General features: G+C 67.4%; 1 protein-coding gene. It reads right to left on the minus strand.

Annotation, left to right across the window (positions count from 1 at the left end):
- Positions 1-290: 290 nt before the first annotated feature.
- The gene (locus tag NS354_RS09800) at positions 291-1,703 is read right to left on the minus strand and encodes an APC family permease (protein ID WP_058594326.1); all 1,413 of its coding nucleotides are present in this window, start codon (positions 1,701-1,703) and stop codon (positions 291-293) included.
- Positions 1,704-1,753 lie beyond the last annotated feature (50 nt).

A 1,753-nucleotide genomic window follows, 5' to 3' on the forward strand; every position in this document is an offset into this window, starting at 1 on the left:
TTTTTTAATGTGCAGCGCACCACGAGGATATACACAGGGTAGGTCGTCGGCAGCGTCAGATGTGTATAACGGACCGCCCCCGCGCCGAGCACGAGGGTTCCGCGCGAGCACGAGCGTATTTCCGGCGCGGAATCCCTCGGTCTCGGCGCGAGGGCTCGGTCTCGGCGTTCTCGGCCGGGAGCGGCGCGCGGGGCCGGTCTCGGCCGCCTGGGCCGCGAGCGACGCAGACGCGCGAGCGCGCCGGCCCCCACCCGTGCTGGCGGGGACCGGCGCGCTCGCGGGCGGTGCGACTAGCGCGGGTCGAGCGGGTACTCCTCGGCCAGCTGATCGATCTGCTGGGTGCTGGGATCCTGCTCGGAGAAGTCCATCTTCGGCACCGGGCGGCGGAACCCGCCGGTGACGATCGCGATGATGACGACGCCGACGGCGAGCCAGATCGCGCCGACGAGCCAGGTGAGCGCCTGCAGCGATGTCCACAGCCAGATCGTCAGCGCGAAGCCGATGAGCGGCATGAGTCCGTAGCGGATCCACGCCCAGGCGCCCTCGGGCCGCTTGCCGTGCTTCGGGAAGAGGTACGAGCGGATCACCGACAGGTTGACCATCGCGAACGCGGCGAGCGCGCCGAAGCTGATCATGAACGCCACGGTGTCGAGCGAGAGGAACAGTGCGGAGAGTGCGAATACCGAGACGACCACAGCGGCCACGACGGGGGTGCTGTAGCGCTGATGCAGCCGCGAGAGCGGCTTCGGCAGCATGCCGTCGCGGCCCATCGCGTAGAGGATGCGCGAGACCGACACCTGGCCGGTCATGCCGGAGCCGAAGGCGCCCACCACGTAGATGGCGACGAAGAAGGCCGTCAGCCAGCTCACACCGAAGCTGTCCATCACCGTGGTGCCCGCGGCGTCGATCTGCTCGGGGCTCAGCGTCTCCCAATCGGGGTTGAATGCGAGCGCGCCCGCCCACGACACGAGGATGAAGAAGAACCCGCCGAGCAGCGTCGCGAGCACGATCGCGCGCGGGATGTCGCGGCGCGGCTGCTTCGCCTCCTCGGAGAGCGTCGACACGGCGTCGAAGCCGAGGAACGAGAGTGCGAGGATCGCGGCGCCCGAGGCGACCGCGCCGATGCCGCCCTCGCCGAAGGTGAAGGGCTCGATGAGGCCGACCGACTGATCGCCGCCCAGGTACTGCTTGAACGCGAGGGCGACGAACACGACGACCAGCACGACCGAGAGCGCGATGATCACGAAGTTGACCTTGTTGACCAGGTTGATGCCCAGGATGTTGAACACGAGCACCAGCAGCAGGGCGGCGAGCGTGAAGACCCAGATCGGCACCGCGGGGAACTGCGTGTTCAGGTAGATGCCGATGAGCATGAAGTTGATCATCGGGATGAAGAGGTAGTCGAGCAGCATCACCCAGCCGGTCAAGAACCCTGCTGCGCCGCCGAACGACTGCTGCGAGTACGTGTAGGCGGATCCCGCGACGGGGTACTTGCGCACCATTGCGCCGTAGCTCGCCGCGGTGAAGAGCATGGTGATGACGGCGACGATGTACGCCGCGGGCAGATGCCCGTCGGTCACCTGGTTCACGATGCCGTACGTGGTGAACACGGTGATGACCGTCATGTAGGTCACCCCGAAGAGGGTCAGTCCGGTGAGGCCGAGCGCCCGCTGCAGGCGGGGTTTGGCGGTGGTATCGCTCACGGTGGTCTCCTTTGAGTCGTGCGATAGGGGGAGGGGGCGGAGTCAGGGGG

The organism is Leucobacter chromiiresistens (genome assembly GCF_001477055.1).
Classification (GTDB): domain Bacteria; phylum Actinomycetota; class Actinomycetes; order Actinomycetales; family Microbacteriaceae; genus Leucobacter; species Leucobacter chromiiresistens_A.